The organism is Stenotrophomonas sp. YJH_SMC_130, assembly GCF_059369035.1.
In genome coordinates, this window is sequence record NZ_JCAFSH010000001.1 from 645,537 (window position 1) to 671,898 (window position 26,362).

Annotated in this window: 32 protein-coding genes; 23 read left to right on the forward strand and 9 right to left on the reverse strand. The window is 66.4% G+C overall.

From position 1 onward, the window contains the following. Positions 1 to 197 precede the first annotated feature (197 nt). The 3 genes from hda to AC5P5V_RS03035 are packed head-to-tail and all read right to left on the reverse strand — an operon-like array spanning position 198 to position 3,210. A complete protein-coding gene (gene hda / locus AC5P5V_RS03025; RefSeq protein ID WP_053500213.1) occupies positions 198 to 905 on the reverse strand; it encodes a DnaA regulatory inactivator Hda in 708 nt (235 codons plus the stop codon). After that, the gene (locus AC5P5V_RS03030) at positions 905 to 2,074 is read right to left on the reverse strand and encodes an AI-2E family transporter (RefSeq protein ID WP_005415573.1); all 1,170 of its coding nucleotides are present in this window, start codon (positions 2,072 to 2,074) and stop codon (positions 905 to 907) included. Before AC5P5V_RS03030 ends, hda begins: the two co-directional genes overlap by 1 nt. Next, a complete protein-coding gene (locus AC5P5V_RS03035; RefSeq protein WP_061480734.1) occupies positions 2,071 to 3,210 on the reverse strand; it encodes a DUF2066 domain-containing protein in 1,140 nt (379 codons plus the stop codon). The genes AC5P5V_RS03030 and AC5P5V_RS03035 overlap by 4 nt, the downstream gene beginning before the upstream one ends. Positions 3,211 to 3,309: 99 nt before the next feature. On the opposite strand from AC5P5V_RS03035, the gene purM reads away from it, so the two are divergent. From purM to AC5P5V_RS03070, 7 genes are all read left to right on the forward strand, one after another. After that, positions 3,310 to 4,368, forward strand: a complete 1,059-nt coding sequence (purM, locus tag AC5P5V_RS03040; protein WP_061480735.1) for a phosphoribosylformylglycinamidine cyclo-ligase — start codon at positions 3,310 to 3,312, stop codon at positions 4,366 to 4,368. Between the two features lie 21 nt (positions 4,369 to 4,389). Next, complete coding sequence (locus tag AC5P5V_RS03045; RefSeq protein ID WP_061480736.1) at positions 4,390 to 4,878, forward strand: hypothetical protein; 489 nt, start codon at positions 4,390 to 4,392, stop codon at positions 4,876 to 4,878. Beyond that, complete coding sequence (locus AC5P5V_RS03050; RefSeq protein WP_061480737.1) at positions 4,875 to 5,297, forward strand: hypothetical protein; 423 nt, start codon at positions 4,875 to 4,877, stop codon at positions 5,295 to 5,297. The genes AC5P5V_RS03045 and AC5P5V_RS03050 overlap by 4 nt, the downstream gene beginning before the upstream one ends. Before the next feature lie 38 nt (positions 5,298 to 5,335). After that, positions 5,336 to 5,998, forward strand: a complete 663-nt coding sequence (locus AC5P5V_RS03055) for a DUF2238 domain-containing protein (RefSeq protein ID WP_134968816.1) — start codon at positions 5,336 to 5,338, stop codon at positions 5,996 to 5,998. Beyond that, complete coding sequence (gene purN / locus AC5P5V_RS03060) at positions 5,995 to 6,654, forward strand: phosphoribosylglycinamide formyltransferase (RefSeq protein WP_061480739.1); 660 nt, start codon at positions 5,995 to 5,997, stop codon at positions 6,652 to 6,654. The genes AC5P5V_RS03055 and purN overlap by 4 nt, the downstream gene beginning before the upstream one ends. A gap of 68 nt (positions 6,655 to 6,722) precedes the next feature. After that, complete coding sequence (locus AC5P5V_RS03065) at positions 6,723 to 7,544, forward strand: DUF3108 domain-containing protein (protein WP_231352592.1); 822 nt, start codon at positions 6,723 to 6,725, stop codon at positions 7,542 to 7,544. Between the two features lie 2 nt (positions 7,545 to 7,546). Then, complete coding sequence (locus AC5P5V_RS03070) at positions 7,547 to 8,230, forward strand: DUF3108 domain-containing protein (protein ID WP_005415565.1); 684 nt, start codon at positions 7,547 to 7,549, stop codon at positions 8,228 to 8,230. A gap of 114 nt (positions 8,231 to 8,344) precedes the next feature. Here AC5P5V_RS03070 and AC5P5V_RS03075 read toward each other — a convergent pair whose 3' ends face one another. From AC5P5V_RS03075 to AC5P5V_RS03085, 3 genes are read right to left on the reverse strand one after another with little or no spacing between them, the layout of a single operon-like run. Continuing rightward, entirely contained in the window at positions 8,345 to 8,662 is a 318-nt protein-coding gene (locus AC5P5V_RS03075) for a hypothetical protein (protein ID WP_032957609.1), read from the reverse strand. Then, positions 8,659 to 9,930 carry a UDP-N-acetylglucosamine 1-carboxyvinyltransferase gene (gene murA, locus AC5P5V_RS03080; RefSeq protein ID WP_134968817.1) on the reverse strand — a complete coding sequence of 424 codons (1,272 nt, stop codon included), beginning with the start codon at positions 9,928 to 9,930 and terminating at the stop codon, positions 8,659 to 8,661. Before murA ends, AC5P5V_RS03075 begins: the two co-directional genes overlap by 4 nt. A gap of 21 nt (positions 9,931 to 9,951) precedes the next feature. Beyond that, on the reverse strand, positions 9,952 to 10,182 hold the full coding sequence (locus tag AC5P5V_RS03085) for a BolA family protein (protein WP_005408396.1): 231 nt from the start codon (positions 10,180 to 10,182) through the stop codon (positions 9,952 to 9,954). 54 nt (positions 10,183 to 10,236) lie between these two features. Between AC5P5V_RS03085 and AC5P5V_RS03090 the strand changes: the two genes are divergently transcribed. The 16 genes from AC5P5V_RS03090 to AC5P5V_RS03165 all read left to right on the forward strand — a co-directional run bounded on the left by AC5P5V_RS03090 (position 10,237) and on the right by AC5P5V_RS03165 (position 23,413). After that, positions 10,237 to 11,238: a KpsF/GutQ family sugar-phosphate isomerase gene (locus tag AC5P5V_RS03090; RefSeq protein WP_061479792.1), complete on the forward strand. Its 1,002-nt coding sequence runs from the start codon at positions 10,237 to 10,239 to the stop codon at positions 11,236 to 11,238. Between the two features lie 66 nt (positions 11,239 to 11,304). After that, positions 11,305 to 11,853 (forward strand): KdsC family phosphatase, encoded by a 549-nt coding sequence (locus AC5P5V_RS03095; RefSeq protein ID WP_049415164.1) that lies wholly within the window; start codon positions 11,305 to 11,307, stop codon positions 11,851 to 11,853. Beyond that, positions 11,850 to 12,425, forward strand: a complete 576-nt coding sequence (lptC, locus tag AC5P5V_RS03100; RefSeq protein ID WP_005415560.1) for an LPS export ABC transporter periplasmic protein LptC — start codon at positions 11,850 to 11,852, stop codon at positions 12,423 to 12,425. The genes AC5P5V_RS03095 and lptC overlap by 4 nt, the downstream gene beginning before the upstream one ends. A gap of 101 nt (positions 12,426 to 12,526) precedes the next feature. Beyond that, complete coding sequence (gene lptA, locus AC5P5V_RS03105; RefSeq protein WP_134968818.1) at positions 12,527 to 13,093, forward strand: lipopolysaccharide transport periplasmic protein LptA; 567 nt, start codon at positions 12,527 to 12,529, stop codon at positions 13,091 to 13,093. Further along, complete coding sequence (gene lptB / locus AC5P5V_RS03110; protein WP_005415558.1) at positions 13,093 to 13,812, forward strand: LPS export ABC transporter ATP-binding protein; 720 nt, start codon at positions 13,093 to 13,095, stop codon at positions 13,810 to 13,812. The genes lptA and lptB overlap by 1 nt, the downstream gene beginning before the upstream one ends. A gap of 40 nt (positions 13,813 to 13,852) precedes the next feature. Beyond that, positions 13,853 to 15,274 (forward strand): RNA polymerase factor sigma-54, encoded by a 1,422-nt coding sequence (locus AC5P5V_RS03115; RefSeq protein ID WP_134968819.1) that lies wholly within the window; start codon positions 13,853 to 13,855, stop codon positions 15,272 to 15,274. A gap of 58 nt (positions 15,275 to 15,332) precedes the next feature. Beyond that, positions 15,333 to 15,650: a ribosome hibernation-promoting factor, HPF/YfiA family gene (hpf, locus tag AC5P5V_RS03120; RefSeq protein WP_005415556.1), complete on the forward strand. Its 318-nt coding sequence runs from the start codon at positions 15,333 to 15,335 to the stop codon at positions 15,648 to 15,650. Positions 15,651 to 15,671: 21 nt separating this feature from the next. Then, positions 15,672 to 16,124, forward strand: a complete 453-nt coding sequence (locus AC5P5V_RS03125) for a PTS sugar transporter subunit IIA (protein ID WP_061479789.1) — start codon at positions 15,672 to 15,674, stop codon at positions 16,122 to 16,124. Next, a complete protein-coding gene (gene hprK, locus AC5P5V_RS03130; RefSeq protein WP_005408388.1) occupies positions 16,121 to 17,071 on the forward strand; it encodes an HPr(Ser) kinase/phosphatase in 951 nt (316 codons plus the stop codon). The genes AC5P5V_RS03125 and hprK overlap by 4 nt, the downstream gene beginning before the upstream one ends. A 27-nt stretch (positions 17,072 to 17,098) precedes the next feature. After that, positions 17,099 to 17,983: an RNase adapter RapZ gene (gene rapZ, locus AC5P5V_RS03135; protein ID WP_005415554.1), complete on the forward strand. Its 885-nt coding sequence runs from the start codon at positions 17,099 to 17,101 to the stop codon at positions 17,981 to 17,983. Positions 17,984 to 18,254: 271 nt separating this feature from the next. Beyond that, positions 18,255 to 18,647, forward strand: coding sequence for a PTS sugar transporter subunit IIA (locus AC5P5V_RS03140; RefSeq protein WP_019659454.1), 393 nt, complete (start codon positions 18,255 to 18,257; stop codon positions 18,645 to 18,647). Beyond that, entirely contained in the window at positions 18,640 to 18,909 is a 270-nt protein-coding gene (locus AC5P5V_RS03145; RefSeq protein ID WP_005408385.1) for an HPr family phosphocarrier protein, read from the forward strand. Before AC5P5V_RS03140 ends, AC5P5V_RS03145 begins: the two co-directional genes overlap by 8 nt. Positions 18,910 to 18,911: 2 nt before the next feature. Beyond that, the gene (gene ptsP / locus AC5P5V_RS03150; RefSeq protein ID WP_061479788.1) at positions 18,912 to 20,681 is read left to right on the forward strand and encodes a phosphoenolpyruvate--protein phosphotransferase; all 1,770 of its coding nucleotides are present in this window, start codon (positions 18,912 to 18,914) and stop codon (positions 20,679 to 20,681) included. A 126-nt stretch (positions 20,682 to 20,807) separates the two neighbouring features. Then, a complete protein-coding gene (gene mgtE, locus AC5P5V_RS03155; RefSeq protein WP_061479787.1) occupies positions 20,808 to 22,169 on the forward strand; it encodes a magnesium transporter in 1,362 nt (453 codons plus the stop codon). 105 nt (positions 22,170 to 22,274) lie between these two features. Beyond that, a complete protein-coding gene (locus tag AC5P5V_RS03160) occupies positions 22,275 to 22,541 on the forward strand; it encodes a hypothetical protein (RefSeq protein WP_061479786.1) in 267 nt (88 codons plus the stop codon). A 71-nt stretch (positions 22,542 to 22,612) separates the two neighbouring features. Then, complete coding sequence (locus AC5P5V_RS03165) at positions 22,613 to 23,413, forward strand: carboxylesterase family protein (protein ID WP_134968809.1); 801 nt, start codon at positions 22,613 to 22,615, stop codon at positions 23,411 to 23,413. Position 23,414: 1 nt separating this feature from the next. On the opposite strand, the gene AC5P5V_RS03170 is transcribed toward AC5P5V_RS03165, so the two are convergent. The 3 genes from AC5P5V_RS03170 to AC5P5V_RS03180 are packed head-to-tail and all read right to left on the reverse strand — an operon-like array spanning position 23,415 to position 26,359. Beyond that, positions 23,415 to 23,966 (reverse strand): DUF4276 family protein, encoded by a 552-nt coding sequence (locus AC5P5V_RS03170; protein ID WP_134968808.1) that lies wholly within the window; start codon positions 23,964 to 23,966, stop codon positions 23,415 to 23,417. Next, a complete protein-coding gene (locus tag AC5P5V_RS03175) occupies positions 23,966 to 25,351 on the reverse strand; it encodes an AAA family ATPase (RefSeq protein WP_134968807.1) in 1,386 nt (461 codons plus the stop codon). The genes AC5P5V_RS03170 and AC5P5V_RS03175 overlap by 1 nt, the downstream gene beginning before the upstream one ends. Before the next feature lie 57 nt (positions 25,352 to 25,408). Next, positions 25,409 to 26,359, reverse strand: coding sequence for an aspartate carbamoyltransferase catalytic subunit (locus AC5P5V_RS03180; RefSeq protein ID WP_061479783.1), 951 nt, complete (start codon positions 26,357 to 26,359; stop codon positions 25,409 to 25,411). Positions 26,360 to 26,362 lie beyond the last annotated feature (3 nt).

Below are 26,362 nucleotides of genomic sequence, written 5' to 3' on the forward strand. Positions count from 1 at the left end.
GCAGATCGCGGGAACCTGTCGAAGGCGGGGTGGCTCAGGTTGCGGGGGCGTGAGCGCCATGGATGGCGCGATCGAGGCTACAGGGACGTACTTGCGCCGTCCCCCGCAACCTGAGCCACCCCGCCTCCCCTCAGGAAGCCAGCTTTTGACGTTGCTTCTGCGGGTGCAGGGCGCAGCCCTGCCAACAAACCCCACCCTCAGTAACGAGGCCGGCCTTCTTCCAGCACCTGGCGCAGGAACGGCACGGTGATCCGCCGCTTCGCCGCCAGCGATTCGCGGTCCAGCCAGTCCAGCAGGGTGATCAATCCACCCAGCTCACGGCCGGTGTGCGACAGCAGCCATTCGATGGCCGCTTCGTCGATGGCCAGGCCGCGTCGCAGTGCACGCTCGCGCAGCACCGCAGCACGACCTTCCTCATCCAGCGGCTGCAGCAGCACGCGCACGCACTGGCCCAGGCGCGAACGCAGGTCCGGCAGCACCAGGCCCAGCTCGCCCGGCGCCTTCTGCGCCGTGTACAGCACGGTTACACCTGCAGCGCGCGCGCGGTTGTGGAAATCAAACAGCGCGATCTCGTCCTCGCGATTGCCGGCAACCTCGTCCAGCCCGTCCAGCGCCACCAGTTCGCGTGCGTCCAGCCCATCCAGCGCTGCACGAACGCGGCCGGCGGCGCTGGCCAGTGGCACGTACGTCGGCAGGCGCCCGGCCTGCTCGGCGCTGGAGCACATCGCCAGCGCCTGGTGGGTCTTGCCGGTGCCCGCCGCACCTTCCAGGTAGACCCAGTCGTGGCTGGCGCCAACCGCGATCGCGCGCAGCTGCGCCAGCGCGCCATCCGGCGCGCCGATGAAGGTCTCCAGGCGCTGGTCCCGCGGGTAATGCAGGGCCAGCGGCAGTTGCGGCACACCCATCACTTCAGGTCGGGGCCCTTGTCGTTCGGAACGATGATATGGGGGGCGTCCACTACGCCATCAAGCACGATCGCCGGCTTCTCGCCCACGTACAGCTCGCTCTGTCGGTAGCGCTGATGCGCATAGCGCAGCAGAACATTGGTCACCGCCGCCACCGGCAGCGCCAGCAGCATGCCGAGGAAGCCGAACAGCTGGCCGCCGGCCATCACCGCAAAGATCACTGCCACCGGGTGCAGGCCGATCTTGTCGCCGACGATACGCGGGGTCAGCACGTAGCTTTCCAGCAGCTGGCCCACGGTGAACACCACGCCCACCAGGATCAGCAGCTTCAGATCGAAGCCCTGCGCCTGCACCAGTGCCGCGATCACCGCCATCAGCACGCCAGTGGTCGCGCCCAGGTACGGTATGAAGCTGATCAGGCCGGCAATCAGACCGATCAGCAAGCCCAGCTTGAGGCCGACCAGCGACAGGCCGCCGGCATAGATCACGCCCAATGCCAGCATCACCAGGAACTGTCCGCGGATGAACGCGCCCAGCACCTCGTTGGACTCGCGCGCCAACGCGCTGATGGTGCCGATCTGGTTACGCGGAATGACCGACGCCACCCGCTCGACCAGCTTGTCCCAGTCGCGCAGGAAATAGAACGCCAGGATCGGCAGCAGCAGGATGTTGACCACCCAGGTCACCATCGCAAAGCCCGAACGCGAGACGTAGCCCATGAATGTGGTGGCGAAGCCGCCGGCCTGCTGCCAGTGGCTGCGCACCCATTCGATCAGGCGGTCCGGATCCAGCCACTGCATCACTTCCAGGCCGGTCTTCTGCTCGAACCAGGGGATCCCCTTCTCCATCAGCCATGCCTGTGCCTGCGGCGCGACCGCGATCAGGGTGGTGATCTGGCGCTCGATCATCGGCACCAGCACCAGCAGCAGCGCCACGATCACCAGCACCATCGCCGCGAACACCAGCACAACGCCGGTCATGCGCGAACGGCCGGTGGCCTCGATGCGGTCCACCAGCGGGTCGCCCAGCCACGCCAGCGCCAGCGCCAGCACGAACGGGGTCAGGATCGGTGCCAGCAGCCACACCACCCAGCCGACCAGGCCGGCGAACAGGATGTACTTCAGGCGGCGCAGGAACTGCGCGATTTCGGCTTCCGGGGTCAGGGTCATCGCAAGCGGTACTCGTTGCTGACCGGCGCGGCCACCGGGGCACCGGTGGTGTCATCGATCGGGGTCGGCAGGGCCGGCAGCGTCGCGCTGGGCACCAGCACGCCGTTGTCGCCCAGCATGCGGTTGAAGCCGGCCAGGCCGGTGGTCATCTCCAGGCTCAGCTCCAGCTGGCCGGCCGAGGCGTGCAGCGGGGTGACATTGCGTACCACCGGCACCTCGCGCAGCCCGGCGGCAAGGCGCAGGTAGTCGTCGGCACTGTTGATGCCGGTGACCACCACGCGGTAGGTCCCGGCCTGGCCGACGGCGGCACCCGCCTTGGCATAGCGCCTGACCAGCGCGTCGGCGGCGCCGTCGGCACCGGCGGCCATCGCGCGCATGGCGTTGGCGTCCTTGCTGGTCCACTTGTTCAGCTCACGGCCGTTGTCGACGAACACCCAGTCCGCCTGCCAGCCGCCGTTGGCGCGGTAGAGCTTGCCGATCAGCTGCATCGGCGGCGAGTAGCGCGACGAGGCGCGGGCCACGGCGGCACTGTCCTGGCGCCAGATGGCACCGGCCAGCGCCTGTTCGGCGGCACCGCCGCTGGGCAGGCCCAGCTTGTAACCCCGCTCGATGGCGCGGTTCAGCAGCGGGCGGGCGGCGTTGGCCTGCTGCACGCTGACCAGGCGCGGGCCACTGCCGTCGTCGACGGCCAACCACACCACCGGCTTCGGCCGCGGCTGCGGCCACAGCGGCAGGCCCAGCGCCGAGACCAGCGAGTCGACGTCATCCTCGCGGAAGCGGGCCACCAGCAGGGTCCTGAAGCTCGGCGCGCCGCTGGCGCCCACGCTCTGGTCCTGCTTGTAGTCGTAGCTGGCCACGTAGTCCTTGGCGTTGCGCAGCGCCTGCACCACGCCGGGGCGGGACATCACGTTGCGGTCGCCCGACAGTTTGCCCAGCACCACGCTCAGGGCACGGGCCAGGGCGCCGTTGCGATCGGCTTCGGCCTGGCTGTTGACGGGCACTTCGGCCTCGTACGCACCCGAGGCGGTGGCAACATCTCCCTCGGTGCGCAGGCCGCTCTGGGCCATCGTGGCCACCGGCAGGCTCAGTGCAAGGAGCAGGGTCAGAATCAGGCTGCGGCGCATCAGGACATCCATTGGCTCGACGAATCCGGGGGAATTGTTGCCCGAATACGGCCTTTGCGCCAATGCGGCCTGTTAAAATCGCTCGTTCAACCCCTGCCAGCGCCGACGCCCGTGACCAACACCCCGTCTTCCGCCCCCTCCCCCCTCACCTACCGTGACGCGGGTGTCGACATCGACGCCGGCAACGCGCTGGTCGAGCGGATCAAGCCCCTGGTCAAGCGCAGCTTCCGCCCGGAAGTGATGGGCGGCCTGGGCGGCTTCGGCGCCCTGTTCGACCTGTCCAACAAATACCGCGAGCCGGTGCTGGTGTCGGGTACCGACGGCGTGGGCACCAAGCTGAAGCTGGCCCACCAGCTGAACCGCCACGATACGATCGGCATCGACCTGGTCGCGATGTGCGTGAACGACGTGCTGGTGCAGGGCGCCGAGCCGCTGTTCTTCCTGGACTACTTCGCCACCGGCAAGCTGGACATCGACACCGCCGCAGCGGTGGTGGGCGGCATCGCCAACGGCTGCACCGAGGCCGGCTGCGCGCTGATCGGCGGTGAAACCGCTGAAATGCCCGACATGTACGCCCCGGGCGAGTACGACCTGGCCGGCTTCACGGTGGCTGCGGTCGAGAAGAGCGAGCTGAAGGACGGCGCCAGCGTGGCCGCCGGCGATGTGCTGATCGGCATCGCCTCGTCCGGCCCGCATTCCAATGGCTACTCGCTGGTGCGCCGCATCTACGACCGCGCCGGCCGCCCGGCCGACCTGGAACTGGAAGGTGGCGTGAAGCTGGTTGATGCGCTGATGGCACCGACCCGCCTGTACGTGAAGCCGATCCTGTCGCTGCTGAAGTCGCACGGCGACGCCATCCACGGCATGGCCCACATCACCGGTGGCGGCCTGACCGAGAACATCATCCGCGTGGTGCCCGACGGCCTCGGCCTGGACATCCAGGCCTCGTCCTGGACCCTGCCGCCGGTATTCCAGTGGCTGCAGAAGGAAGGCGCGGTGGCCGACAGCGAGATGTGGCGCACCTTCAACTGCGGCATCGGCTTCGTGCTGATCGTCGCGCCGGACCAGGTGGCTGCGGTGTCCGAGGCGGTCAAGGCGCAGGGCCTGGAGCACTGGACCATCGGCCAGGTGGTCACCGCCGAAGGCGCCGAACGCGTCCGCATCGGCTGAACCCGACCCCGAGGAGCCCGCATGGACGCAACGCCCCCCTTGGCACCCACCCCGGTACCGCCGCCGTTGGCGGCCGTGCCGGTCTTCAGCAGGCAGGACGCTGACCACCTGCGCGCGCTGTCCATCGCGCACTACGTGTTCGGTGGCCTGATCGCGCTGCTCTCGCTGTTTTTCATTCTGTACATCGTGCTCGGCATCAGTGCGCTGAGCGGCCATCTGCCGATGAACTCCGGGGGCCAGCCCTCGTCGCCGGCCGAACAGCGCCTGTTCGGCTGGGTGTTCACGGTGCTGGGGACCGTGTTCGTCGCCGGTGGCCTGGGCATGGCCGCATTCGTCATCCAGGCCGGACGCTGCCTGGCCCAGCGTCGTCGCCACCTACTGTGCCTGATCGTGGCCGGCCTGCTCTGCCTGTGCGCGCCGCTGGGCACCGTTCTGGGAGTATTCACCCTGGTTACGCTGCTGCGCCCGCAGGTCAAGGCCGCCTTCGATGCAAGTGGTGCAACGACATGACGACACCCGTCGCACCACCGCCGCTGCCGCAGCAGACCCTGGCGCAGCTGCAGCTGGCCAGCCATCTGCAGACGCTGAAGGTGCTGTTCTACGCGCTGGCGGTTTTCCACTGGATGGCCGCGCTGGCGTTTCTCGGTTTCATCGGCCTGGTCGCCAGCTCACGCGGGCTGGCCGATGGCGCGGTACTGGCCACGGTGTACGGGGTCATTTCGCTGCTGGCTGCCGCGCTTGGCGTCGTGCAGCTGCACACCGCACGCCTGCTGTCGCGCCGCACCGGGCTGGCCTGGTGCCAGCGCGCGGCCTGGCTGGCGGTACTGGCTGGCCCGCTGGGCATGGCCCTGACCGCCTATGCCTGGGTGTTCCTGTCCAAGCCTGACATGGCCGCACTCTTCGACCGCGGCGACCATCTCAGCGTCTGAGCTTGCCGGCAGACGCCCCCTTCCCTGATCGACTCCCCATGTCCGCGCCTGCCCTCCCGACGACCGCCTCGCCTGCCGCTTCCCGTTTCACGGGCCCCAAGAGGCTGGCCTTCGCCGCCGTGCTGGCGGTATTCGCGATCAGCTGGCTCCACCCGCTGTGGCCCATCGAGCAGGCCCTGCACAGCACCCTGACCGTGATCGGGCTGGCCGCACTGCTATGGGTCGACCGCCGGGGTGGCTGGCTGGGCAATGGCGCCTTCATCGCGATCTGTGGCTTCATTGCACTGCACTGCGTGGCTGCGCGCTGGCTGTACTCGAACGTGCCCTACGACGCCTGGGCGCAGGCGCTGACCGGCTGGTCGCCGAATGCGGCGTTTGGCTGGCAGCGTAATCATTTCGACCGGCTTATCCACTTCCTGTTCGGCGTCTGCTTCACGCCTGCGCTGCTGCAGCTGGCACGCCATGCCTGGCCGGCGCTGCGCCGCGGCCAGGCTTTCACCCTGGCGGTGATGGCAGTGATGTGCGCCAGCCTGGTCTACGAGTGGTTCGAGTGGGCCATCGCGCTGGCCCTTTCGCCCGACGCCGCCGAGGCCTACAACGGGCAGCAGGGCGACATGTGGGACGCGCATGCCGACATGCTGCTGGCGACCGTGGGCAGCCTGCTGACCTGGCCGTTGATCCGACGGAGTGCCCGGCAATGACCACGCCCACCCGCATTGCCGTGCTCGCCTCCGGCCGCGGCAGCAACCTGCAGGCCATCCTTGATGCAATTGCCGACGGCCGCCTGCCCGCCGAGGTGGTCGGCGTGTTCTCCGACCGCCCAGCCGCCGCCGCGCTGCAACGGGTCGGTGCACGCCTGCGCTGGGCACATGCGCCGAAGGAATTCGACGACCGCGCCGCCTACGAGCAGGCCCTGGGCGATGCACTGGCCGCGGTCGCGCCGGACTGGATCGTCTGCGCCGGCTACATGCGCATTCTCGGCGCCGCCTTCGTGCAGCGCTTCAATGGCCGCCTGGTCAACATCCACCCCTCCCTGCTGCCACTGCACAAGGGGTTGGATACGCATGCGCGGGCTTTGGACGCTGGCGATGCCGAGCACGGGGCCAGCGTGCACCTGGTGGTGCCCGAACTGGATGCCGGCGCCGTGCTGGCCCAGGCGCGGGTGCCGGTGATGCCCGGCGATGACGCCGACAGCCTGGCCGCGCGCGTGCTGGAGGTGGAGCACCCCCTGCTGATCGCCACCCTCCAGCTGCTGTGCGCCGGCCGCCTGACTGAACGGGAGGGGCAGCCGCACCTGGACGGTCACCCCCTGTTTAGCCCACTGGCCCTAGATTCCGCCGGGAACCTGAACCGGTAACGCCCACGCACACGCCCCGCTGACTGCGGGGCTGGCATCCTGCCCCCCTCCTGCAGCTCCTGTCCTCCATGAAGACCACGACCCTGCTGTCCACTTCATTGCTGCTGTCGCTTGTCGTGCTTCCCGGCGTGGGTTGGGGCCAGGTGCAAGCGCCTGCGGCCCCTGCGCAGCCGGCGCCCGTAGTACAGCCGCCCGCAGAACCGGCCGTGCCGATGCCCCCCGCGCTGGCCTGGGAGCCGCCGCCGCTGCAGCCGTTCACCGCGACCTACCAAGCCTTCTACAAAGGCAAGGAGGCCGGCGACGCCAGCATGCAGGTCACCCACGCCGGCGGCAACCAGTGGCGGGTGGACATGCAGGTGGTCGGCCGCCGCGGCTTCGCCAGCGTGCTGGGCCTGAACATCGAGCAGAGCACGGTGTTCGAAGAGCGCAGCGGCGTCTATGCGCCGCTCAGCCAGAGCACGGTGCGCAAGGGCCTGTTCCTGGGCAAGAAAGCGGTCGGCACGTACAACTGGCAGGCCGGCACCGCGCAGTGGAGCGGCGACGTCAAGAAGGAACGTGCGCAACCGATCGCGCTGCAGCCGGGCGACCAGAGCGCGCTGCTGATCAATCTGGCGATCATGCGTGATGCCCGCCCGGGCGCCACCATGCACTATCGCTACGTGGACATGGGCAAGGTCCGCCAGCACGACTACCAGGCCGCGCCGCAGACCGAGAATGTCGAGGTCGGCGACCTGTCCTACAACGCGCTGCGGGTCTACCGGACCAACGGCGGCAACAACGAAACCATCCTCTGGATCGCCAACGGTGTCCCCACCCCGGTGCGCATCCTGCAACGCGAAGACGGCGAAGACCGCGTCGATCTGCGCCTGATCGAATACCAAGGAGTCTGAGCATGAGCACCCTGACCCGCCCCCTCACCTGGATCGCTGCAGCGGCACTGTCGGTGGCCAGCCTGCCGGCCATGGCCCTGCAGCCATTCAAGGCCGATTACCTGGCCAGCTACATGGGCATGCAGGCCAATGGCAGCATGACGCTGAGCAGCGAGGGAGCCAACAAGTGGCGCTACACGCTGCAGGTGAAGAACCAGCTGGCCGACCTGAGCCAGAGCACCGTGTTCGAAGAGGTGCGCGGCCAGCTGCGCCCGCTCAGCAGCCAGGACCGTTCGGCACTGCTGGTGAAGAAGCGCAATGTGCAGGCCAACTACAACTGGACCAGCAACCAGGCCACCTGGACCGGCGACATCAAGCCGGACCGTGCGGGCCCCATCGCGTTGAAGACGGGCGACATGGACGCGCTGCTGATCAACCTGGCGATCGCCCGCGACCTGGCCGCCGGCAAGCCGCTGACCTATCGCATGGTCGACGAAGGCCGCATCAAGAACATGACCTACCGCGTGATCGGCAAGGAATCGATCACCGTGGGCGGCAAGAGCTACGAGGCCACCAAGGTCTCGCGTGCCGACGGCAACAAGGAGCTGATCGCCTGGATCGTGCCGGAATTCCCGGTGCCGGCGCGCATGCTGCAGCGTGAGAGCGGCCGCGATGCGCTGGACCTGACCATCAAGGCGATGAACTGACCGGAGATCCACGTCATCCACGCATGGCGTGGATCTACTGGAAACCTGAAGTAGATCCACGCCATGCGTGGATGGACGCCCCGGGAAAAACGCCCGCTTTCGCGGGCGTTGTTCTTACTTCTTTTCCTCGGCCGCGGCCGGCTTGAACTCGGTGCGGCAGTCCACGCGGATCTGCTCGCCGGTGCTGCGCCAGACGAAGGTGCGGCAATGGCGGTTGCCGTCCTGGCTGTCGTTCACCGCGACCGCGTAGAACGATTCGATGATCTCGTCACGCGAGACCGTGCCGTCGCCGTTCCAGTCCATGTCCTTCTGCTCGATGCCCTGGGTGATGGCGATGTTGGCGTACCAGGCATATCCCAACCACGCCAGCACGATCAGCACCAGGGCCAGCAGCGCCTTGCGGCGCGGGCTGAACTTGCCGCGCAGGATCATGGCACGCGCCGGATGGTGGCGCCGAGCGAAGACAGCTTCTCTTCAATGTTCTCGTAGCCACGATCAAGGTGGTAGATGCGGTCGATGGTGGTCTCGCCGCTGGCCATCAGGCCGGCCAGGATCAGCGAGGCCGAGGCACGCAGATCGGTGGCCATTACCGGCGCACCGCTCAGGGTCTCGCTGCCACGCACGATGGCGGTGTGGCCTTCGACCTGGATGTCCGCGCCCAGGCGCAGCAGTTCGTTGACGTGCATGAAACGGTTCTCGAAGATCGTCTCGTTGATCACGCCGACGCCGTCGGCCACGCAGTTGAGCGCCATGAATTGCGCCTGCATGTCGGTCGGGAATGCGGGGTACGGCGCGGTGGTCAGGTTGACCGCCTTCGGCCGCTTGCCCTGCATGTCCAGGGTGATGGTGTCGTCGGTGGTCTCGATCTTCGCGCCGGCCTCGACCAGCTTGGACAGCACGGCATCCATGGTGTTCGGGCGCGCACGGTTCACCGTGACCTTGCCGCCGGTCATCGCCGCAGCGACCAGGAAGGTGCCGGTCTCGATGCGGTCGGGCAGCACTTCGTGACGGCCACCGGACAGGCGCTCGACGCCTTCGATGACCAAGCGGGCGGTGCCCAGGCCTTCGATCTTCGCGCCAAGGGCGATCAGGCAGTGCGCCAGATCGGTCACTTCCGGTTCCATCGCGCAGTTGTCGAGGACGGTGGTTCCTTCGGCCAGCACCGCGCCCATCAGCACATTCTCGGTCCCGGTGACGCTGACCATGTCGAAGGTGAAATGGCCGCCCTTCAGACGCTTGGCGCTGGCCTTGATGAAGCCGTTCTCGACCACGATCTCGGCACCCAGCGCCTGCAGGCCCTTGATGTGCTGGTCGACCGGACGCGAACCGATCGCGCAGCCGCCGGGCAGCGACACTTCCGCCGCACCGAAGCGGGCCAGCAGCGGGCCCAGCACCAGGATCGAGGCGCGCATGGTCTTGACCAGCTCGTACGGCGCAACGTGCTGGTTGACCGAACGCGGGTCGACCACGATCGCACTGCCACGCGACAGCGTGCCCTGGTCGATGGTGACCTTGGCACCCAGCTCGCCCAGCAGCTTCACCGTAGTGACCACGTCGTGCAGGTGCGGCACATTGGTGATCTCCACCGGCTCATCGGCCAGCAGGGTCGCGCAGAGGATGGGGAGGACGGCGTTCTTGGCGCCGGAGATGCTCACTTCACCGTGCAGCGCAGCGCCGCCGGTCACAACGATCTTGGCCATGTATTCGGGATCTTCTGCGGTTCAGCCGGCTTCGGCCGGGGTCACGGTTTTCAGTGCCAGCGCGTGGATCGCGCCGCCCATCAGGTCGCCCAGCGTGGCATAGACCATGCGGTGGCGGGCCAGCGGCATCTTGCCGGCGAAGGCCTCGCAGACCACGGTCGCTTCGAAATGCACGCCATCATCGCCCTGCACATCGGCGCGGGCGCCAGGCAGGCCGGTTTCGATCAGATTGCGGATGGTGTCGGCGTCCAACGGGCTTTCCTAATAAAATGTGCCTCCATTCTACTTCCGCTGCGTGGCGTCCGCATGGCCGAATCCCTGTTGCCCCCCCGTTCCGTCGACCCTGCCGGCCTGGTGGCCAGTGGCCGCCGCGTGTTCGAGATCGAGCGGCAGGCGCTGGATGCCGTCGCCGACCGCCTTGGCGAGGCCTTCCAGCAGGCCTGCGAGGCGATCCTGGCCAGCCGCGGCCGGGTGGTCGCCACCGGCATGGGCAAGTCCGGCCACATTGCCCGCAAGATCGCCGCCACCCTGGCCTCCACCGGCACACCGGCGTTCTACGTGCATCCCGGCGAAGCCGGCCACGGCGACCTGGGCATGATCACCGAAGCCGACGTGGTGCTGGCCCTGTCCTATTCGGGCGAGTCCGATGAGGTGCTGATGCTGCTGCCGGTGCTCAAGCGCCAGGGCAACGTGCTGATTTCCATGACCGGCCGCCCGCAGTCGAGCCTGGCCACCGCCGCCGACATCCACCTGGATGTAAGCGTGCCGGCCGAGGCCTGCCCGCTGGCGCTGGCGCCGACCTCCAGCACCACCGCCTCGCTGGCGATGGGCGATGCGCTGGCCGTAGCCCTGCTTGACGCACGCGGCTTCACCGCCGACGACTTCGCCCGCTCGCACCCGGCCGGCAGCCTCGGCCGTCGCCTGCTGCTGCACATCACCGATGTCATGCACACCGGCGAGGACCTGCCCAGCGTGAGCGCCGATGCCAGCCTCAGCGAGGCACTGGTGGAAATGAGCCGCAAGCGGCTCGGCATGACCGCCGTGGTCGACGCCGATGGCGTGCTGATCGGCCTGTTCACCGACGGCGACCTGCGCCGGGCGCTGGACAGCGCACTGGACGTGCGCACCGCGAAGATCGCCGATGTGATGACCCGCAACCCGCGCACCATCGGTGCCGACCAGCTGGCCGTAGAGGCCGCGCGGCAGATGGAGACCCAGAAAATCAACGGCCTGATCGTGGTCGATGGCCAGGGCCGTGCGGTCGGCGCCCTGAACATTCATGACCTGTTGCGGGCCCGGGTGGTTTAACCGACAGTCCGTAGACCCCATTCAGTCTGTAATGCCCCACACGCCCCCACCGAGCCTGATCGCCTGATGCCCTGGTCCCCGCTGCCCGCGTTCCCCGCCCACCTGCATGCCGCTGCGGCCCGCGTCCGCCTGGCCTGCTTCGACGTGGACGGTACCCTCACCGACGGTCGGCTGTACTACGACAAGGACGGCAACGAGAGCAAGGCGTACTTCGTGCAGGACGGTCTGGGCCTGAAACTGCTGCAGCAGCACGGCATCCACCCCGTGCTGATCACCGCGCGCAACAGCCAGTCCGCGCTCAAGCGCGGCGCCGACCTCGGCATCGACACCCAGATCGCCGTGGGTGACAAGCTGGCCAGCGTGCAGGCGCTGTGTGCGCAGCATGGCATCGGCCTGGAGCAGGTGGCCTTCATGGGCGACGACCTGCCGGACCTGGCGCCGCTGGGCGCGGTCGGGCTGGCGGTGGCGCCAGCCAACGCCCACCCGTGGATCGCCGAGCGCGTGCACTGGCAGACCCGCGCCGATGGCGGACGTGGCGCCGCCCGTGAACTGTGCGACATCCTGCTGGCCGCCCAGGGCCATGTGGACGCGGTGCTGGCGAGGTTCGGCGCATGAACCTGCCCACCCTGAACTGGCGCACCGTGCTCGGCATCGGCCTGCTGCTGGCGGCCCTGCTCAGCAGCTGGGCCGCCCTGCGCAACCGTGACAAGGGCCCGGCCACTGCCGGCCAGGACGCCGGCGTGGACTACATCCTGCACGACTTCCAGATCGTCGCACTGGATGAGCAGGGCAAGGAATCGACCACCCTGCGCGCACCGCGGCTGGAACGGCAGCGCGGCGACCAGACCATCAACATCGCCACCCCACTGTTCGAGATGCCGGACAAGGATGGCAAGCACTGGACCCTGCGCGCCGAGACCGGCTGGCTCAGTGCCAAGGGCGACGAGATGAAGCTGCGCGGCAATGTCGCTGGCGACAGTCCGGCCGATCCGGGCGTGGTGCCGACCACGTTCCGCACCGACCACCTGGATGTGTTCCCGAAGGAAAACCGTGCCCGCACCGATGCGCGGGTCACCATGACCCGTCCCGGCATGGAACAGTCCGGCGTCGGCTTCGAGGTGGATTCGAAGAACAACACGTATCATTTCCTCAGCCAGTCCAAGGGCCGTTACACGCCCCGACGCTGATTCCGCCACCCTCCTGCGACGTCCCCGGACCGGCGCAAGGAAGGCGGCCCACCCACCCGCCGCCGGTTTCCCGGACGGCCCCACCGGTAGAACGGACCCCGATGAAGATCCCCTTTGCAGCCGTACTCGCGCTCGGTCTCCTGGTTCCCAGCGCTGGCTTTGCCAAGTCCACTGATCGCAACGAGAACATGAACATCGACTCGGGCGCCCAGTCGGGCGTGCTCACCGGCGATGGCAAGACCGTGCTCTCGCAGGGCGTGACCGTTACCCAGGGCACGCTGGACATCCGCGCGTCCGAAGCGGAGATCTACCTCAAGGACGGCGAGGCCGTGCGTGCGGTATTCACCGGCAAGCAGGCCACGATGAAGCAGCAGCTCGACGACGGCACCTGGATGGACGCGGTGGCTGATCGCATCGACTACGACATCAAGACCGAGATCATCACCCTGACCGGCAGCTACAAGGTCACCAGCGCGCGCGGCACCAATGCCGGCCAGCGCATGGTCTACAACACCCGCACCGGGGAGATGAACTCCGGTGGCGATGGCAGCCGCGTGCGCACTGTCATTCCGCCGAAGAACAAGAACGCGGCGGCACAGCCGGCCGCCGCACCCAAGGCGGCGGCTCCTGCCAGCGCGCCGGCCAGGCCGGCGGGGAGCAAGAAGTAATGCTCGTCGCCAAGGGCCTGCGCAAGCGCTACAAGCAGCGCGAAGTCGTCAAGGACTTCGGGCTGACCCTCGACGCCGGTGAAGTGGTCGGCCTGCTCGGCCCCAACGGTGCCGGCAAGACCACCTGCTTCTACATGATCGTCGGCCTGGTCGCCGCCGATGCAGGCAGCATCGTGCTCGACGGCAAGGACATCACCAGCGACCCGATGTACACCCGTGCCAAGCAGGGCGTGGGCTACCTGCCGCAGGAGCCGTCGGTGTTCCGCAAGCTGACCGTGGCCGACAACCTCCGCCTGGTGCTTGAACTACGCGAAGACCTGGATTCGGCCGGCCGCGAGCGCGAATTGAACAGCCTGCTCGACGAGCTGCAGCTGGGCCATGTCGCCGACCAGCTCGGTGCCAGCCTGTCCGGTGGCGAACGTCGTCGCTGCGAGATCGCCCGCGCACTGGCCGCGCAGCCGCGCCTGATCCTGCTCGACGAACCGTTTGCCGGTGTCGACCCGATCTCGGTGGGCGAAATCCAGCGCATCGTCACCCATCTCAAGCAGCGTGGCATCGGCGTGCTGATCACCGACCACAACGTGCGCGAGACCTTGGGAATCTGCGACCGCGCGTATATCCTCGCCGAGGGCACCGTGCTGGCCCAGGGCTCGCCGGAGGCGATCCTGGACAACGCTGACGTACGTCGCGTCTACCTTGGGGATTCCTTCAAGCTGTGACCGCAGGTGCTGGGTCCCTTTCCTTCCATTCGGCACAGGCATGAAGACTCGGCTGCAGACATCGTTGGGACAGCAGCTGGTGCTCACCCCCCAGCTGCAGCAGGCGATCAAGCTGCTGCAGATGTCCACGACCGAGCTGGAGCTTGAAATCGCCCAGGCCGTGGAAAGCAATCCGCTGCTGGACTGGGCCGACAGCAACGACAGCAGTGCCGCCAATGAAGGCGGCGACAACACGGACGCCGACACGCCGGCCGAACGCACCGACAATGGCGACGACTGGGCACCGGCCGAGCTCGACTGGAGCGCTGCCGGCAGTGGCGGCAGCTTCGACGATGATGATGACACCGGCAGCGCCGCCGAGCGCGTGGCCGAAACCGAGACGCTGGCCGACCACCTGCTGTGGCAGCTGCACCTGTCGCATCTTTCCATGCATGACCGCAGCATCGGCGCTGCGCTGATCGATGCGTTGGACGACGACGGTTACCTGCGCGAACCGCTGGCCACCATCGCCGAAACCCTGCTGCCGTCGGTCCATGCCGATGAGGATGAAATCCTTGCGGTGCTGCATCGCATCCAGCGCTTCGACCCGGTCGGCGTTGCCGCACGCACGCTCGGCGAATGCCTGCAGCTGCAGCTGGATGTGTTGCCTGGCGACACCGCGGGCCTGGCGCTGGCGCGGCAGATTGCCGCAGGCCCGCTGGAACGGCTGCCACGCAGTGGCGTCGCCGGTCTGGCCCATGAACTGAAACAGCCGCTGGATGAGGTCGAGACGGCGGTCGCCCTGCTGCGCTCGCTGGACCCGCGTCCAGGGACCCAGATCGCGCCGCTTTCGCAGGATACCTACGTGGTGCCCGACGTGGTGGTGTGGCGGCAGAACGGCATCTGGCGCGCGGCGCTGGCCGCCCATGCCGGGCCGAAGGTGGTGATCCACCGTGGCTACGAACAGCTGATCCGCCGCTGTGGCGAGGCCGACGCCGGCTACCTGCGTGGCCAGCTGCAGGAGGCGCGCTGGCTGCTGAAGGGCCTGCAGCAGCGCGGCGAAACCCTGCTGCGGGTGGTGCGCAGCCTGATCCTGCAGCAGGCCGGTTTCCTCGAGTTCGGCGAACAGGCGCTGCGTCCGCTGACCCTGCGCGAGATCGCCGCCGAGCTGGGCCTGCACGAGTCGACGGTGTCGCGCGCGATCGCCCGCAAGCATGTGCGCACGCCGCGCGGCACGCTGCCGCTGCGTGCCTTCTTCGCCTCGGGCATCGATACCGAAGGCGGTGGCGAGGCGTCCAGCACCGCCATCCAGGCGATGATCCGGCGCCTGATCGACGACGAAAATCCGCGCAAGCCGCTTTCTGACGCCAAGCTGGCTGACCTGCTCAAATCGTCGGGAATTCCAGTAGCGCGACGCACCGTGGCGAAGTATCGTGAAGCCATGAACATCTCCGCCTCGCACGAAAGGGTCAGAATCGCTTGACGCACCGCCGCGCCCGGCGGAGAGGTTCATTGGCACATCCGAACACAGGAGAAACCCGATGCGCATCGAAACGTTTGGCAAAGACGTCGAAGTCACCCCGGCCCTGCAGTCCTATGTGGAGGAGAAGCTGGCCCGGATCGGAAAACACTTCGACCAGCACTGCGAAGCGCGGGTGACCCTCAAGCTGCAGAAGACCGAACACCACGTCGACGCCAGCCTCAACATCCCGGGGCAGACCCTGCACGCCGAGGCCGGCGGCCAGACCATGTATGCCGCGATCGACCTGCTTGCGGACAAGCTTGACCGCCTGGTCATCAAGCACAAGGAGAAAAAACAGCAGCACGCACCGCTGCCGGTGGGCGACAATGGTGGCTGATCGCCACCGTTCCCCGCAGACATGCCCCTGACTGACCTCCTGGCGGCCGTGCAGACCCAGCTCTGCGCGGCCACCGACCGCGACAGCGTCCTGCAGGCCGCCGCCGGGTTGCTGGCCTGCCGCCAGGCCAATGCCGAACAGATCTATCTGAACCTGTGCCAGCGCGAAGCCCTGGGCAGCACCGCGATCGGCCACGGTATCGCCATCCCCCACGGCCGCGCGCCGACCCTGGACCGCCCCCGTGGCGCCCTGCTGCGTCTGGCGGCCCCGGTCGACTTCGGCGGCGATGAGCCGGTGGACCTGGTGTTCGCGATGGCCGTCCCGGCCCACTACACCCACCAGCACCTGATGCTGCTGTCCGAGCTGGCCGAGCTGTTTTCCGCGCCGGATATCCGCCAGGCCCTGCGTGAGGCCGGCGATGCCCGGGCCCTGCGCGAGGCGCTGGACATGACCCCACCTGCGAGCGCCGCATGAATACCAGCATCACCGCCCGTGAACTGTTCGAACAGCAGCGCGAGCGGCTGGGGCTACGCTGGGCCGCAGGCAAATCCGGTGAGAAGCGCGAGCTGGAGGCCGGCAATACCGTCTCGCGGCGTCCCTCGCTGGCCGGCTACCTCAACGCCATCTATCCCAACAAGGTGCAGATCCTGGGCACCGAGGAACTGTCCTGGCTGGATGCGCTGGAACCGCGCCAGCGCTGGGAGACCATCGAAAAGATCATGCAGTCGCACCCGCTTGCGCTGGTGCTGACCCGCAACCAGGCCTGCCCGGAAGACCTGCGCGCCGCCGCCGATGAATCCGGCACGCCGCTGTGGTTGTCGCCCAAGCGCGGCCACGAACTGCTCAACCACCTGTCCTACCACCTGGCGCGCACGCTCGCACCGAGGGTGATCCTGCACGGCGTGTTCATGGAGATCTATTCCATTGGCGTGCTGATCACCGGCGAGGCCGGGTCGGGCAAGAGCGAGCTGGCGCTGGAGCTGCTCAGCCGTGGTCACCGCCTGGTCGCCGACGACGCCCCCGAGTTCACCCAGATCGCCCCGGATGTACTCGACGGCACCTGCCCCGAACTGCTGCAGGACCTGCTGGAAGTGCGCGGCCTGGGCGTGCTGAACGTGCGCGAGATGTTCGGCGACACGGCTGTAAAGAAGAACAAGTACCTTCGGCTGATCGTCCACCTGACCAAGCCGATGACCGAACCCACCCCGCATGGCTACGAGCGTCTGACCGGCGACTCGGGCACCCGCCATGTGCTGGACCTGGACGTTCCGCTGATCACCCTGCCGGTGATGCCCGGCCGCAACCTGGCCGTGCTGACCGAAGCCGCCACCCGCCTGCACATCCTGCGCACCAAGGGCATTGATCCGGCGGCCATGTTCATCGCCCGCCACAGCAACCTGCTGGAACGGCGAACACCCTGATCCCCCTGCCCCTCGAAGAGCCTGTCCATGAGCACCGCAATCCCCACCGCCCCGACCCTGATCATCGTCAGCGGCCTGTCCGGCTCGGGTAAATCCGTCGCCCTGAAGACCTTCGAGGACCAGGACTACTACTGCTCGGACAACCTGCCGATCCACCTGCTGCCGGACTTCGTGCGCAGCCTGCTGGCCAACCACGACGGCAGCGCACCGCGCCGCCTGGCCGTAGGCATCGATGTCCGCGGCCAGGCCGACCTGAGCCAGCTGGGCGACTGGCGGCAGCTGGCCACCGACGCCGGCGTGGAAGTGAAGGTACTGTTCTTCGAGGCCAGCGACGAAACGGTGCTCAAGCGCTACGCCGACACCCGCCGTCGCCATCCGCTGAGCCAGCTGGGCCTGTCGCTGCCCGAAGCGATCGCCCGCGAGCGCGAACTGACCGCACCGTTGCGCCGCGAGGCCGATGCGGTGATCGATACCAGTACCCTCAACGTGCACCAGCTGCGGCGGCGGATCATCACCGAGTTCGCGATGGACCATGCCACCGGCCTGTCGCTGCTGTTCGAATCATTCGCCTACAAGCGCGGCGTACCGGCCGAGGCGGACTTCGTGTTCGATGCGCGGGTGCTGCCCAATCCACACTGGGACCCGGACCTGCGCGCGCTGAGCGGCCGCGAGCCGGGCGTGCGCGACTATCTGGAAGCACAGCCCGACGTGCAGCGTTACCTGGCCCAGCTGATGGATTTCCTGGATACCTGGCTGCCGAAACTGGGGGATGGCACCCGCAGCTACGTGACCGTGGCGTTCGGCTGCACCGGAGGCAAGCACCGCTCGGTGTTCCTGGCCGAGCGCATGGCCCGGCACGCCCGCGAGATGGGCTGGCAGGACGTGGCCACCTACCACCGCGAACAGGATTGAGGGTGGTCGGCCGGGCTGCGCCCGGCACCCGCCGGTCGTGCCGGCCGCTGGCCGGCAACAGCAACAGCAACAGCGGCATTTCGAGGGATGCGGGGCGGTGTGGGCTGCAGGACACGCCGTGGATGAATCCCGGTCAGGCATCGAAAAAACGGAAAGGGGCGGCCCCCTTTTCAACAGGAAAGGGCCCGGACCCGAGCAACGCTGAATACGGGACACAGTGCCCCTCATCTGCTGCTATCGCCAATTCACCTTGACCTGTTAACGTGCAGTAATGACCTGTGGCATTCTCCTCGTAACACATCCGGGGGTCGGGCCCGCCCTGCTTGAGGTGGCGACCCGGCTCCTGCGGCAATTGCCGCTGAAAACCGAAGCTTTCGAAGTACCGTTCGACGCAGACCTGGACGCCCTGCTCCCGCTCGCCTCGGCCGCCCTGCGGCGGGTCGATGCAGGGGATGGCGTGCTGATCCTGACCGACCTGTACGGCGCCAGCCCCGCCAACCTTGCCGGGCAGCTGGCCCGGCTGGGGACCCCGGTTCGCCGAGTGTCAGCGCTGAGCCTGCCGATGTTGCTGCGGGTGATGAATTATCCGGAACAGGGACTGGATCAACTGCCCGCCACAGCCGCGGCGGGTACCCGTAATGGAGCGATAGTCGACGATGCTTGAACGAGAACTCACCGTCAGCAACCGCCTGGGCCTGCATGCCCGGGCCACCGCCAAGCTGGTGCAGACCCTGGCGCCGTTCCGCTGCAACGTGACCATGGCCGCCAAGGGCCGTGAGATCAACGCCAAGAGCATCATGGGCGTGATGCTGCTGGCCGCCGGCCAGGGCACCCCGGTCACCGTGCGCATCAACGGCGAGGACGAAGCCGCCGCGATGGAAGCGGTGGTCGGCCTGTTCGAACGCCGCTTCGACGAGGACAGCTGAGCGTGCCGCGCGCACGCGCCAGCCAGGTCCTTTCCGGCCAACGGCCGGTACAGCTGCTGGCCGGCCACGGCGCCGCGCGCGGAACGGCGATGGGCCGGGCACGCGTGCGGCTGCCGCATGCGCTGGAGGTGGCCGAGCAGCGCGTGGCCGCCCACCAGGTCGAGGCCGAACTGGCGCGCCTGCACCGGGCGCTGGATGCCGCGCGTACGGAAATGCACGAGCTGCGCCAGCGCCTGCATGGCGCCCTGAACCAGGAAGTGGGCGAGTTCCTCGACCTGCACGCGCTGCTGCTGGACGACCCCGAGCTGCTGCACGGCCTGGACGAGCTGATCCGCAGCGGCCCGTACAGCGCCGGCTATGCCTTGCGCCTGCAGCGCGACCGCCTGGCCAAGGTCTTCGATGGCATGGACGATGCCTATCTGAAGAGCCGCATGGACGATCTCGACCATGTGATCGGGCGCATCCACGCCTTCCTGCAACCCGAACGGCCGTCGGCGGTGAAAGGCCTGGCCGGCGAGATCCTGGTCTGCGACAACATCGCCCCCTCCGAGCTGGCGCAGCTGCAGGCACAGGGCGTGGTCGGCATCGTCACTGCCGCCGGCAGCGCGCTGTCGCACAGCGCGATCCTGGCGCGCAGCCTGCACCTGCCCCTGATCGTCAACGTGCCGCAGCTGCTCAGCCGCATCGCCGATGGCGATGTGCTGATCATCGATGGCGCCGACGGCAGCATCACCGTCAACCCGCAGGCCGACAACCTGCGGGACTACCGCGTCCGGCTGAAGGAGCACGCGCGCGAGCAGCGCGAGCTCGGCCGCCTGCGCAGCAAGCCCAGTCGTACCCGCGACCAGGTCGACATTGCCCTGCTGGCCAATGCCGAATCGCTGGAAGACGTGACCCAGGCGCATGCACTGGGCGCACAGGGGCTCGGCCTGTACCGCACCGAATTCCTGTTCCTGCAGCGCAATGAGCTGCCGGACGAAGAAGAGCAGTTCCAGACCTACCGCGATGCCGCGCTGGGCATGAGCGGGCGGCCGGTCACCATACGCACGCTGGACCTGGGCGCGGACAAGGCCGACCGTACCGGCCTGACCCTGAGCAACGAAGAGAACCCTGCACTCGGCCTGCGCGGGGTGCGCCTGTCGCTGGCACGGCCGAAGGTGGCCGACACCCAGCTGCGCGCGATCCTGCGCGCGTCTGCGTACGGCAAGCTGCGCGTGCTGGTGCCAATGGTCAGCACCCGCGAGGAGCTGCTGGCCGTGCGCCGGCGCATGCTCAAACTGACCGAACAGCTGCGCGGCGAAGGCCACATGGTGTCCGACCATGTACCGCTGGGCGCGATGATCGAAGTCCCCGCCGCTGCGCTGGCGCTGGAGAGCTTCATCGACCTGGTCGATTTCCTGTCGATCGGCACCAACGATCTGGTGCAGTACCTGCTGGCTGCCGACCGCAACAACGAGGCGCTGGGCGAGTTGTATTCACCGCTGCACCCGGCCGTGCTGCGGCTGCTGCAGATGGTGATCGAGACCGGCGCGCGCCACCGCGTCCCGGTGGCGGTCTGCGGCGAGATGGCCGGTGATGCCCGGATGACCCCGCTGCTGCTGGCGCTGGGCCTGAGCGAGTTCAGCCTGCACCCCGGTACGTTGCTGGAGGTACGCCGTGCGATACGCGAAGCCGACCTGTCCGTGCTGCGCGCGCGCGCGCCGAAGCTGCTGGCCGCGCGCGACCGCCGCGCCATCGAACGCTGGCTGGCGCTGGTGGCGGAAACGGCCTGAGCGCCTAGGGTGGTGCCATCCGGCGGCTATGCGCTGAAACATCGCCTTGCGATAATGACGCGCTGAACACCCCTGTTGCCGCATCCTTGCCGGGATCGCGGCTTTTCTTATCCCGCGGGAGCTGCGATGGCTGAAGCTGTACGCCACGACAAGACTGCGCGCCAACTGCGGATGCTGTCCGATGCACTGGACAGCGGCCGGCTGGGCCCGGTACGTCGCCTGGTCAACACCCTGGCCCCGGCCGAGATCGGCAACCTGCTTGAATCGCTGCCGCCGGGCAAGCGCGAGGTGGTGTGGGGCCTGGTCGATCCTGAAGACGACGGCGAGGTGCTGGTCCACGTCGGCGAGGACGTGCGCGAAAGCCTGCTCGCGGACATGGACCCGGACGAGATCATCGCCGCGGTCGAAGACCTGGACATCGACGATCTGGCCGACCTGGTCGAAGACCTGCCGGATACGGTCATCGATGAAGTCCTCAAGTCGATGGACCGCGAGAACCGCGAGCGGCTGGAACAGGTGTTGTCCTATCCCGAGGACAGCGCCGGCCGCCTGATGAACCCGGACGTGGTGACCGTGCGCGCCGACGTCAACGTCGACGTCGTGCTGCGCTACCTGCGCCTGCGCGGCGAATTGCCGGACCACACCGACCACCTGTTCGTGGTCAGCCGGCGGCACCAATATCTCGGCCGGGTGTCGCTGGCGGCACTGGTGACCCACGAGGACACCACCCCGATCAACCGCCTGATCGACGACGAGCAGCCGGCCATCGACGTCGGCGAGAGCGACCAGGAAGTGGCACGGCAGTTCTCCGACCATGACTGGATCTCTGCACCGGTAGTGGACGAGAACAACATCCTCGTTGGCCGCATCACCATCGATGACGTGGTCGACATCATCCGCGGCCAGGCCGAGCACCAGGCGCTGGGCGCCGCCGGCCTGGACGAGGACGAGGACCTGTTCAGCCCGGTCTGGCGCGCCATGCGCCGCCGCCTGATGTGGCTGTCGATCAACCTGTGCACGGCCTTCCTGGCCTCCAGCGTGGTCGGCCACTTCGAGGGCACGATCGACAAGCTGGTGGCGCTGGCGGTGCTGATGCCGATCGTGGCCGGCCTGGGCGGCAATGCCGGCACCCAGGTGCTGGCGCTGATGGTGCGTGGCCTGGCGTTGGGCCAGGTGGGCGCCTCCAACGCGCGCACGCTGCTGTGGAAGGAAGTGCGGGTGGCCGCGCTCAACGGCCTGCTGCTCGGCTCGATACTGGGGCTGATCGTGCTGCTCTGGTTCCACTCGCCCGGACTGTCGGCGGTGATCGCCATCGCGCTGACCTGCAATCTGCTGTTCGCGGCACTGGCCGGCGTGCTGGTGCCGCTGACCCTGAAACGCTTCGGCTTCGACCCGGCGCTGGCCAGTGGCATCTTCCTGACTGCCGTGACCGACTCGATGGGCTTCTTCACCTTCCTCGGCCTGGCCACGCTGGTGCTGCTGCACTGATCCCTGCCGGGCCGGATCCCCGCAACGCGGAGCTCCGACCCACACCAAGACCCAGGGTCGGATCCCCGCAGCGCGGGGCTCTGACCCGATTCCAACTGGACCCTCATGGCCACCACGATCGAAAACTATTTCCAGCCCGGCTGGCGCGACCAGCAGCACACCTGCCCAGCCTGCGAATGGAAGGGCAGCTCGCGTGCCATGGAGATGGAGCTGGACGAGGACGCCACCGAGTACGACTGCCCGGTCTGCGAAAACCCGTTGCTGGTGGTGCTGCACCCGGACATGGCGCAGGTGCAGGCCGCCGCCGCCAGCGGCAATGCCGAAGCCCAGGAACAGCTGGACATCATCGCCAGCTTCCCGCGCCCGCAGTGATGCGGCGCATGATGCCGCGTTGACCTGCGGCGGACTAGGATGCGACTGAACCCACCGCTCCGGGAACGTCGATGGTCCGTACGATGATGCGCTGGCTGCCGATGCTGGCGATCCTGATGATGGCCGGCTGCGCCTCGCACCCGGACAGCGCACGTGGCCGCTTCGAATCGCGTGCGGTGAAAGTGGATGGCCGTACCGCCTATTACCAGGTGTTCATTCCGGCAACCGCGGCGCGCACGCCTGGCGCGCTGCCGGTGGTGCTGTTCCTGCATGGATCCGGCGAGCGTGGCGGCGACGGCATCAAGCAGACCCATGCCGGGCTGGGGCCGCACCTGCGCAGGCACGCGGCCGACTTCCCCGCGTTGGCCGTATTCCCGCAGGTGCCGGGCCGCCAGGAATGGAGCGGGCGCAACAACCGCGTTGCGCTGGCCGCCCTGGACGCCACCATCGCCGAGTTCGGTGCCGATCCCTCGCGGCAGTACCTGACCGGGATGTCGATGGGCGGCTATGGCAGCTGGAACATCGCGCTGGATCAACCCGGGCGCTTCGCCGCGATCGTGCCGGTATGCGGCGCAGTGCTGGCGCCGCGTGCGGTGCGTCCGACCCTGTTCGTCGAACAGGTGGCCCAGGAATCCGATCCGTATGCCGTGATCGCCAAGCGGCTTCGGCACACACCGATCTGGATCTTCCATGGTGCGCTGGATGACGTGGTGCCGCCGGATGACGACCGCCGGCTGCACGCCGCATTCCAGAACGCCAACGCGCGTGACGTGCGCTACACCGAATACCCCGAAGGCAACCACAATGCCTGGGACGCAACGTACGCCGACCCGGCGATGTGGGAGTGGCTGTGGGAGCAACACAACCGATGAGCTAGGCCAAACCTAGCTCTTCTATGAAGGTGGCAAAGGAAGGACTGAATTTAACCGCTTGATCTGACCTCAAGAGCGGGAAAAGCTCCTGCCCATGCCGAATCTCGCTGTAATCATATCCCTTTTCAAAAAGCTTCTTTAATTCAGATTTTCCGTCGGTAGATTCGTAGCGCTTCTGGCGACCAACCTTCTTAAGATAAACCTTCTTCGTACTCAAGTAAGCGACATCTGCAAGGATCCAATTCTCCAACATCCGATCTGCAACGAATATACAGACATCATCCCCATAACCCGAATCACGAATCCTCGCCTCGCAGCTCAACTTAAACTCAGAGCAATGGATTTTCCTATCTTCCAAGTCCGTAACTATTGCGATCTTTTCACAACCAAATTTACGCAACTGCTCAATTTGCTTCTTGGCTCCCGAGATAATTGCCTCATCGGATACCAAATGCCCCCTTGGCCCATCCGATCGGTAAACCCTAACACCGGTTCTGTAGCGAGCCTTAAATGCGGCGTAATCACCTTCCCCATCGACAATTATCCCTATCATCAAAACCCCCCGGTCACACCACCAAACTCGCCACTTATCCAAATATCCCCGAGGCCAAAGGTAGATTCAGAGAGAATCCTCTCTATCTCTTCCTTATTTTCCACCGAGTTCATCACTGTCTCACCATCAACTTGGTGAACCACCCTGAGCTCATCCACAACCAATGAATTCAGCACTGTTACACTGTGAGTCGATAGCACTACCGATGTATTGTCAGAGCTAGCCTGCTGCCTTGCGAGTGATATGAATCTCTGCTGCATCCACGGATGCATAAAATTTTCCGGCTCTTCAAGTAGGACCACCCTTGTGGTCGGAACCAAGAGCGCCACCAGCAGGCAAAGCCATTTAAAGGTTCCATCAGACATTTCCTGCGGGCGAAACAAACTCCCCCCGCAACCGAATACGACAAATCTCCTTCCCGATGATGGATCTATCTGAGTTCCAATGGAATCGATAGAGGGAATGGCAGCCTGTACGTGCTCCAAAATTACGGGAAGTGGATTATTTTTCTGCCCCAGAGGAGATGAGTACTCAGACCAGTGATGAGCATAGTAATAAGTGGTACCCGGATATGGAGCCCCGCCTCTTCTTATTCTTGAAAACTGTCTATTCTCAAGTGCTCCCACCACCTCGCTAACACCACCACCGTCCGGCCCCATTCTGACTACTGGCAACGGATCGACCGCTTGGCGGGCAACATCCGGAGATATATTGTATTCATCCAATGATGAAATATCGCGAAAGAAGCGCCTAAAATTCGCATGACAAAAAGACGCCTGAGCAATAAATGACGCATCCTGAGCGCCTTTCTTTGCTTCCTGCAGAACCTCTTGAAACTTCTCAGAAACAGTCGAAACAACCTCAGACTTCTTGAAAGAACTACCAACCCAGTAGCTGGATTCAAATAGTCTTTTTGTTATCAGATCTTCCGAAACAATTTCAAACTTAGGCCGCACAGCGCCTGCTGAAGTTCGAGTAACCTCAGCCTTCAAGACATCCTCTTTGCCCTCAGAAGATAGAGCAACAATCCGCACCACTTCCTTTCTAACGTGTACAAAGCCGCCTTCTTCAGACTGCGAGACAACCACATCCCAGAAAAGAAAAAATGTTGCCTGCTTACCCTTGAACAGAGAATGGTCTAAGACATAATGCACAGAGAATTCTATTGAATTCTCACCTCGACGAAAATTGCGGGATGGACCACCGGCCTTCGCCATTGCTAAAGAGGCCCCACTCGTAACGATGTTCGAAAGGAATTTTAGAGCATGAAGGATATTAGTTTTCCCGGACCCGTTGGATCCAACAATGACGTTTAGCCCATTCTTAATAGGGAAAACAATTTCCTTAATCGACCTAAAGTTTCTGATGTAGATGTTTGCCAGCATATTCTTCCTTGTTCAGCCACATCCAACAATTAAAACCCGATTAACCAAATCATAGTATCAGCCCAGCAGCGTTTCCAGCACGGCCATGCGCACCGCGACGCCGTTGGCGACCTGGCGCAGCACCCACGATTGCGGGCCATCGGCCACGTCGTCGGTCACTTCCACGCCGCGGTTGATCGGACCCGGGTGCAGTACCGCAGCGTCCTTGCCGGCACGCGCCAGGCGCGCGCGGGTCAGGCCGTACTGCGCGTGGTACTGCTCCAGCGACGGCACCAGGCCTTCTTCCATGCGCTCGCGCTGCAGGCGCAGCATCATCAGCGCGTCGACGCCTTCCAGCATCGCGTCGAAATCATCGCCGACCACGCAGCCCTTCAGGGTCTCGTCGTCCGGCAGCAGCGACTGCGGGCCGCACACGCGGATCTCACCCACGCCCAGCGTGCGCAGCGCATGCAGGTCGGTACGGGCCACGCGTGAGTGCTTCACATCGCCGACGATCACCACCTTCAGCTTCGAGAAATCCGGGCCCTTGGCCTGGCGCAGGGTCAGCATGTCGAGCAGACCCTGGGTCGGGTGCGCGCTGCGGCCGTCGCCGGCATTGATCAGCGCGGTGCCCTCGCCCGCGGCGTCGGCCAGCGCGGCCACGGCGCCGTCATCGGGGTGTCGCACCACGAAGCCGCGCACGCCCATTGCTTCCAGGTTGCGCAGCGTGTCGCAGGCGGTTTCGCCCTTGCGCGTGGACGAGGTCGAGGCATCGAAGTTCAGCACATCGGCCCCGAGGCGCTGCGCGGCCAGCTGGAACGAGCTGCGGGTGCGCGTGGACGGCTCGAAGAACAGCGTGCACACCGCCGAACCAGCCAGCACGTGGCGCTTGTTGCCGACACGGCCGACTGCGGCGTCGCGGATCTGCCCTGCCCGATCGAGCAACTGCAGCAGGGTTTCGCGCGGCAGGCCCTCCAGGGTCAGCAGGTGGCGCAGGCGTCCGGAGGCATCGATTTGCTGGGCAGTCATGGC